This is a genomic window from Bacteroides cellulosilyticus DSM 14838 (assembly GCF_000158035.1).
Classification (GTDB): domain Bacteria; phylum Bacteroidota; class Bacteroidia; order Bacteroidales; family Bacteroidaceae; genus Bacteroides; species Bacteroides cellulosilyticus.
In genome coordinates, this window is the sequence record NZ_EQ973491.1 from 63,355 (window position 1) to 70,384 (window position 7,030).

The 7,030-nt window shown below is 42.5% G+C and carries 4 protein-coding genes; all 4 read right to left on the bottom strand.

Features of this window, described 5'->3' with window-relative positions; all coding sequences use genetic code 11:
- On the bottom strand, nucleotides 1–1,040 hold a 1,040-nt coding region (locus tag BACCELL_RS12600; protein WP_044153866.1), incomplete at its 3' end, for a RagB/SusD family nutrient uptake outer membrane protein.
- A 12-nt stretch (nucleotides 1,041–1,052) separates the two neighbouring features.
- Nucleotides 1,053–4,259 (bottom strand): SusC/RagA family TonB-linked outer membrane protein, encoded by a 3,207-nt coding sequence (locus tag BACCELL_RS12605; RefSeq protein ID WP_007212191.1) that lies wholly within the window; start codon nucleotides 4,257–4,259, stop codon nucleotides 1,053–1,055.
- A gap of 46 nt (nucleotides 4,260–4,305) precedes the next feature.
- Complete coding sequence (locus tag BACCELL_RS12610) at nucleotides 4,306–4,821, bottom strand: sigma-70 family RNA polymerase sigma factor (protein WP_007212192.1); 516 nt, start codon at nucleotides 4,819–4,821, stop codon at nucleotides 4,306–4,308.
- 306 nt (nucleotides 4,822–5,127) lie between these two features.
- A partial coding sequence (locus tag BACCELL_RS12615) for a two-component regulator propeller domain-containing protein (RefSeq protein WP_007212194.1) occupies nucleotides 5,128–7,030 on the bottom strand: 1,903 nt, incomplete at its 5' end.

A 7,030-nucleotide genomic window follows, 5' to 3' on the forward strand; every position in this document is an offset into this window, starting at 1 on the left:
TCTCTGTTCAGGTATTCGTCCAAAATCTTCAGGTCTCCTTTATATACTTCCGATTTTTCAATGGGGAGTCCATCCTGGCAGAGGTACATTGCAGCAAATTTGTGAGAGATCATTTGGGCATTTGCCAAACACTCTTTTGTGATATTTACACCGATAGGAGCCAACGCTTCGTCATGACGGCGGGAGAAAATATACTCCGTATTGGCGCTTTTCTGTAATCCGGCAGGGTTACACTTCGTATCTTCCAGGATAAACATATACTTTTGTGCACTGTCGCCTAAGATAGCAGGTGCAAACAGTGAGAAGTTTTTAGTGTTGATCACTTCCTTTGCTGCATTTGCCGCAATGTCCAACAAGTCTTTGCCACGAGCTGTGTTACCACGGAACTTTTGCCATGTACCTTCGTAGAGTGCTACACGGGAAAGCATTGCCCAGGCGCCTTCGCGACCTACACGTCCTTTTTCCACTGTGGAAGTGACGGGAAGTAATTCGGCGGCATCTTTCAGATCCTGAATGATGAGGTCGGCTACTTCGCTGCGGTCGTTGCGTGCTGCTTGCATTTCGGGAGCAGTAACATCAATCGGTGTAGTGACTACTATGACATTTCCAAAAAGCTGTAACAGGTCAAAGTAGCAGTAAGCGCGGAAAAACTTGGCTTCACCGATATATTGTGCGATGTCACTCTGATTTGCAAAACTCTCTGCTTTCTGTAAGAGGATATTTGTACGACGGATGCGATTGTAAGCATCGGTGTAGTTGCCGTCGGAAGCCGGTATGCTGTTGGTTCCGTTAGCAAATACATTTTTACTGCCTTTATCCATGATAAGGTCAGAACGCTTATCGGAGTGGGGGGCATCGTAGACGCTGTTTTTAAAATCGCGTGTCCAGCCATAGAACTGATTGGAGAATAACTTGAAGTCTGTAGCAGTCTGCCAATAGTTACCATCGGCAATCTGGTCTTTCGGATCCAGGTCGAGACAGGAATGTAACATACATCCTATTGCCAGTATCAAAATAGATTTAATTGTATATTTTTTCATTTTTGTCTTCAATTAAAAGGTTAAATTCAATCCAAAAGTTACAGTGCGCAGGAAAGGATATCGCTTGGAGTTGTCCACTTTACGATTTGCTTCCGGATCCCATCCATCATTGATTTTGCTGTGTTCCCACAAATCGCTACCTGTTACATATACGCGCGCCTTACTTAATATTTTTGTTTTGGCAAGCAGAGAAGCCGGAAGTGAATAACCCAGAGTTACATTTTTCAAGCGCAAATATGCTCCGTCTTCTACCGACCATGAAGAGCATTGGTAGTTGTAGTTGTTAAGTTCGGACTGGTTGGTCAGCGCAGGGAAGAATGCACCCGGATTATCCGGAGACCATGTGTTGCCTATGTGCTGATCGCTCGTGTTCAGATAAACGGCACGCATCGGAATCCTCCATGTACTTTCCTCACGCCAGATAGTACGTTTGCCTGCTCCCTGGAAAACGATGGCAAGGTCAAAACCATTCCACTCCAGACCTGCATTGATAGAGAATTGTACTTTAGGATCGTCTGTACCCAGATATACCAAATCTTCTTCTGTCAGTTTGCCATCCTTATTCACATCTTCGAACATGTTATCGCCAAGGCGCAGATTGTTGAGTGTACCGATGGTACTGGTGTTTTTGTACTTATCCACATATTTTTTCAGTTGTTCTTCTGTCTGGATCTTGCCACAGTAACGGAGACCGAATACAGAATTCAGAGGATATCCTTCACGGTCGGAGCGTACACCTGCTTTGATGGCTCCACTGCCACCGTTATCCACTAATTCGTTGGTGGTGTAGGTAAAAGTACCGCCGATATGATAGTTTACTTTTCCAATCTTATCCGACCAGTTGATCATACCTTCCCAACCGTGTGCCTTGAATGCACCGTAGTTTGCCGTGGGAGCTTTGTCACCCAGAATACCCGGGTAGATTACGTCGATCAACATATTGTCACTCTTCTTCCAGAAGATTTCTGCCGTACCCGTCAGGCGGTTGCGCAAGAATCCGAAATCAAGACCAATATTGTAGTTATGGATGCGTTCCCATGTACGGTCGGTACTCGGCAACTTACCGTTAGTATCTACATAAGAGATTTTTCCATTACCTATCAATGCACCGCCACTGGGGGTGAAGTTGTATAACTGTGCACCGTCATAGCGGTCAACGCCACTCTGATTACCTACGCTACCGTAAGAAGCTCTCAGCTTTAGTTCGTCTACAAATGACAGGTTCTTCATGAATGCTTCTTCTGAAATTCTCCATCCGGCAGAAGTACCCCAATAGAATACCCAACGGTTTTCGGGCTGGAATTTGGAAGAACCGTCGTAACGTCCCTGTGCTTCCAACATGTATTTAGAACGATAATTGTAGTTGATACGACCAAAGTAAGACATTACTGCCTCTTGCCATTTGGTTGATTTGTCGTCACCGTTCTTCAGGTAAACAACATCTTTTGTGCTATTAGGAATTTCCAATGAGGGCAGTATACCTTCTGTATAGAGGAAAGTGCCTTCATACTCTTTTAGGTTATATTGCGATCCCACCATCACTTTTACATCGTGAACATCGGCAAAGATATGCGACCAGTCGATGTGTCCGGACAATGAGTAAAAGTCGGTACGTGAATTGGATTTGGAATACGAGCTCTTGTCTTCGGTCGGATTGCTACGAACCACGCGGTCACCTGCATAGTTATACCAATCAATAGCTTTACTTTGTTTATCACGGATGGCTGTCGATGTATTATAACCGGCCGTTACTGAAGCAGTCAGATCTTTCAGGATGGAGTATCTGAATGTCTCGCTGATGTTGATAGCAGATACTTTCAGTTTGTTGTCACCACCCAATTCACAATACCAGTTGGGTGCGCCCCATGTTCCCCATGCATAAGGCTTGCCATTAGCAGTAGCAGATGGGAAACCCGGTTGCTGTGAGTTGGTGGTCAATGCCGAACCAATCTGTGTAGGTGCCACTTGATCCTGACGGTTGTAGGCTATCACTGACTCAATAGAAGCGCGGTTGGACAGTTTAAAGGTATTTGTCAAGCGCAGGTTATAACGATTATTATTGTTGTTACCCCACTTCAAGTTACTGTCATCATACATATAGCCTAAAGACAAACGGTATTTTGAGGCATCCGAACCACCAGCTATAGCAAGTTCGTGTTGCGTGGAAGCAGCTGTTCCCCACATGATATCCTGCCAGTTGGTATCGAAAAATACAAAGTCTGCTACGTCTGTGAAGGCATTACCAAAGGGATTTGTTGTATGGTCAAGATTGATATACTGATTTTTATACGCCAATGCTAGTTTTGCATAACGCATCCAGGTATCATCGTCACCGTAACCGTCATTGGTACGTGCATCTATCACGGAGGAAGCCCATTGTTCCAGGCTCATCAGATGGGGAGACAGACCGATAAACTTACTTGTTACCGAACCGCTATAGTCTACCTGCACTTTGCCTGCCTGGGCTTTCTTGGTAGTTACCAATACTACACCACCAGCAGCTTTGCTACCGTAGATGGAAGCTGAAGCATCTTTCAAGAAGTTGATAGATTCAATATCAGAGGGATTCAACAAACGCAATTCGTTTACGCTTTCATATTCCACGCCGTCGATAATGACTAATGGACTGGTAGTGTTTTTTGAAACTGCACCGCGCAGACTCATGTTCCAGCTTTCATCGCCCGGGGCTGTAGAATTACGCGTGATAATGACACCGGGAACCTGTCCTTGCAATGCCTGTACAGGACTGGACATTGTTCCTTTATTCTCTAACATCTTCTGATTCACCACTGTTACCGAACCAGTCATTGTAGCTTTTTTTTGTGTGCCGTAACCCACAACTACCACTTCGTCCAGCATTTCCGAATCTTCTGCCAGAACCACTTTCAGATTGGTTTCATTTCCTTTTACCACAATCTCCTGTGACTTATAGCCTATAAATGAAACCACTAAAGTCCCTTTTGCATTACTCAGACTGAAATTACCGTCAATGTCGGTAATGCAACCGTTCGTGGTGCCTTTCACCATAATGTTGGCACCAATGATGGGTTCACCGGTAGCATCCACTACGGTACCTTTTACTGTACCGGCCTGCATAATGGCTTGTACCTCATTTACATTGGCAAAAGCCTGCTGCGGGCTACCTACACAGAGCGCAGATGCCATTGCTGCTGAGAATAAAATTCTTTTCGATGAGAATTTCAGAAATTCATTCTTCATAATTTATAAATTTAAAATTAACACTATTATTTCTATTGTACTCTAATTAGATACATTGTTTCATATATTCACGTATTTCTTTCCGGCTGATAAACAAATGGTTTTCGACCGTACGGCGTGAAAGGTTCAATTTGGCGGAAATTTCCGATGAGGATTTATCTTCAAAACGGCTCATGATATAAATCTTTCTTCGTTGTTCCGGAAGAGTGCGCAATTTGCGCTTCTCACAAGCCAGTAAATCATTGGCAACAATCTGGTTTTCCGTTTCATTGGTACAGGTCGTTGCATGATCATATATATAAGATGTTATTTCTTGCTTCTTATAGTGACGGCGCAGGTAATCGTTCACCAGATTGCGGGATATGGTGTAAATGAAAAACTTTACGGTATCCGGACGGAGCATTTGCTTATAGTCCATTAAACGCAGAAATACATCTTGGGCTATGTCTTCAGCTTCCTCTTTATTGTTTATCCTATAACATATATAGAGATAGACGGAGCGGTGGTAACTCGTATAAGAGTCAGCTATCAATTGAACGGATGTCATCTTTTTGTTTTCCATGCTTCAGACTTTGGTTACGTTTTACGTTAGCTTTACGATTGCAAATATAAAAGGTAAAAAACGGAAAACAATTTTTTATAGTGCTTAACAAATCTCATCTCATTAACTTAGACTGAAAACTAATTAATTTGTTGTAATATAGTGACTTAAGAATTTGAGACTCGTAGTATCAACTAATAATTTGAGACTCCGGAGGTAAGTTGGACAGAATATTCTTGCTGTTTATTGCAATAAAAATGCACTTATCTTTCGATATTCTGAAAGATAAGTGCAGAAAATGATGGAGTATATCTTAAATGCTATAGATTATTCGTCGTTATTCTTTCCGATGCTCCGGATATATTCATTGGGAGTGATGCCGGTAGCCTTCTTGAAATAGCGGAAGAAGGAGGCGCGTGAGCTAAAACCACAGAGTTCGGCAAGTGCTCCCAGTGTATATTTGGAATATTCGTCTTCGTTGATAAGACGCTTGAATTCCTCAATACGGTAATCATTGATGTAATCGTAATAATTACGGTTCAGATGTTGATTGAACAGATAAGATAAAGTATGTGCTGACCTGCCGAGCATGGTTGCCAGATCGGCAATTTTCAGATCCGGGTTCGTATATGGCTTATCACGATGCATCAGAGCCTCCAGCTTTTCTGTCAGGCGCTGACATTCTTCCGTGCTTATCTTATTGGTCTTATATTTCAATTCTACTGTCTTTTCTTGCTTTTCGGGTTCTTGCACATCTTCCGGAAGCTGGATTTGAATATTTTTCGTTTGCTTTGCTTTTCTTTTCCGCTGATAGTAAATATAGCCGATAAAAGCTAAAGCAATGGAAACGGCGATGATGCTCCACGTTTCTACAGGATAGGCAATGTGGACGGCGGTACGTACTTCAGAATCTGGATTTCCGATATAGCGTAGCTTGAAAAGATAGTTTCCGGATGACAAATCATAATAAGTAATTTCCGACTTTCCGGTCAATATCTGCCAGTCCTCATCTTCACCTTCCAATTTGTATTCATAAGTCATATAAGCCGGTTCGGTATAGGTAAAACCGGAGAAGTGAAATGTCAGGTTGTTTTGGGAGGATTCAAGTTGTATTTCAGGGACTTTCCCACTCTCAACAACAGGATGAAGCGATTTCTTTCCGTTGACGTAAATATCTGTAATCGTCAGCGGATAAGTGTATCTTTTCATCTGATTATTTTGCTTGAAGTTCATATAAATCAGCCCTTTGGAATTTCCCATCCATATATTTCCCTGTTGATCCTGTACGGGAGGGCACAGTGTGAAAATAGAACTGGGAATACCATCAATGAAATTATAAGGAATAAAAGTTTCTTTCTTGTCGTAGCGGTAGAGTCCGTTATTGGTTCCTATCCAGAGCCATTTTTCTTCATCTTCCAGAATAAACATACCATCTTTTCCTTCCAGTTGTGTATCAGGTTGTAGCCTTCTGAAACGGCTCATGGAGAGATCGGATATACACATACTTCCTTTGTCCGGCAGGAAATAAAGATTATGGTCGGAGTCTTCATATACAACTCTGATCTTTTCTTTATGAATAAAGTTTTCCGGGAAGATGTCGGTTTTCAGACTTTCAGAAGAGGGGTCCCAGATGCACATGCCATTCTCTGTACAAATCCATCCTTTATGTGTGGAGTCGAAATAGATTTCGTAAACATTCCCTTCGGGTAATTTGGAGTTGGCACTGGTATATTGCTTGATTCTTTTCCCATCCTTATAACAATAGAGGCCCATTGAGGTACCTATCCACAATTGGTCTTTGTTATCCGCTTTTATACTGAAAATCTGTCCCCGCATGAAAGGTTGCGGTTCATTAGGTTCGAAGTCGTGAATAGTAAGATCAGCAGGATTGAATATGTACATACCCCCGCCATAGGTTCCGATATAATATTTATCCTGAAATTTATAGATACAGAAGATCATACTGGAACGCAATTCAGGAGATTTAAAGTTTTTGAAGCGTCGTTGCTCTTCGTTTATGTAGAATAGGCCGTCGCGGGAGCCGACTAATTTCTCATGCTCGGTAATTGCAATACTGCGTACAGGCATATCTTTGGAGTCAAAATACGGGAGATAACTGTAAGTAGAGAAAAGTCCGCTCTGGTACAGACTGTAATCCAATCCCAGTTGATAGAAACCTATCCAGATAAGCCCGTCACGATCCACTAAAAGGGAGTACACGGAGTTGGAA

Excerpts from the sequence above, each read along its gene's own strand:
- BACCELL_RS12605 (WP_007212191.1), bottom strand. The coding sequence starts at position 4,259 with ATGAAGAATGAATTTCTGAAATTCTCATCGAAAAGAATTTTATTCTCA.
- BACCELL_RS12610 (WP_007212192.1), bottom strand. The coding sequence starts at position 4,821 with ATGGAAAACAAAAAGATGACATCCGTTCAATTGATAGCTGACTCTTAT.